The 1,238-nt window shown below is 71.2% G+C and carries 2 protein-coding genes; both read right to left on the reverse strand.

The window, feature by feature from the left end; translation table 11 throughout:
• Positions 1-164 (reverse strand): TetR family transcriptional regulator (locus ACZ5CR_RS45985; protein ID WP_468869897.1); only part of this gene is annotated, 164 nt, incomplete at its 3' end.
• A gap of 5 nt (positions 165-169) precedes the next feature.
• Positions 170-1,238, reverse strand: a 1,069-nt coding sequence (locus tag ACZ5CR_RS45990) for an MFS transporter (protein WP_468869892.1), incomplete at its 5' end; no start/stop codon positions are given.

Here is a 1,238-nt window from a genome sequence, read left to right on the forward strand (position 1 = left end):
TCCGCGGCCTCCGCGATCTGCTCGACCGTCGTCGCGTCGTATCCCTGCTCATTGATCAGCCGGTACGTGGCCTCACGGATCGCGATGCGGGTCTTGAGCTTCTTCCGTTCGCGAAGTCCCAGGTGGGCGCCTTGTGCGGAAGCGGAGGTACGTGCGGCCGTCATGGCCCTCATTGTCGGGCATCCTCCGGCTGCCGTGCCATGCCGGCGTCGTCCGGCGGCGCGGGAGCCGTCTTCGGCAGCAGCGCCGCGACCAGCAGCGCCGTCACCAGCGCCGCGATCCCGCTCACCAGGAGGACCAGTGCCATGCCGTCGATGTACGCCTCATCGGCGGAGTGGACGAGCCGCGTGACCCCGAGCCGGTCGGCGACCGCGTGGGCGGCCACCACCGACTCACCCGCGGTGTCCGCGGCCCCGGCCGGAAGCTTCCCGGTGTCCAACCGGTCGACGTACACGCTGGACAGCAGCGAGCCGAGCAGCGCGATCCCGATGGCGCTGCCCACCTGCCGCACGGTCATCAGGAGCCCCGTGCCCGATCCCGCCCGGTCCACGGGGAGCGCCCCGAGGGCCGAGTCCATGGCCGGCACGACGGCGAAGCCGAAGCCGAGGCCGGCGATGGTGAGCCACAGCGCGGTGAAGCCGTAACCGGATTCGATCGTCGTGCGGCTGCCGAGGATCGCCGCGAAGGCGAGGACGACGAGCCCGGCGCTGATCACCGCACGCGGACCGAAGCGGCGTACGACGGGCTCCGCGCCCTTCGCGGCGACGAGGAGGCCGCCCATCAGCGGCAGCATCCGCACACCGGTGCCGAAGGCGTCATGGCCGAGCACCGCCTGCAGATACTGCGGAAGCACGAACATCAGGCCCGACAGGACGAACATGACGAGCGTCGCCGCGAGGGTGTTCAGGAGGAAGCCGCGGTGGCGCAGCAGCGACATGTCGAGCATCGGGCGCGGCATGTTCCGCTCCCGCAGGACGAGCGCGGCGATCAGCACGGCCGCGCCGCCCAGCATGCCGAGGACCAGTGGGTCGCCCCAGCCGCGCACCGGGGCCTCGATGATCCCGTAGATGAGCGCGCCGAGTCCGGCCGCGGTGAGCGCGGTGGAGGCGACGTCGACCCTGGGGGACGACGGGTCGGTCGTCTCCGGGAGCAGGAAGACGCAGGCCGTGATGCCGATCGCGACCATCGGGACGTTGATCAGGAAGATCGAGCCCCACCAGAAGTGGTCGAGGAGCCAG

This window comes from Streptomyces sp. NPDC031274 (genome assembly GCF_055570235.1).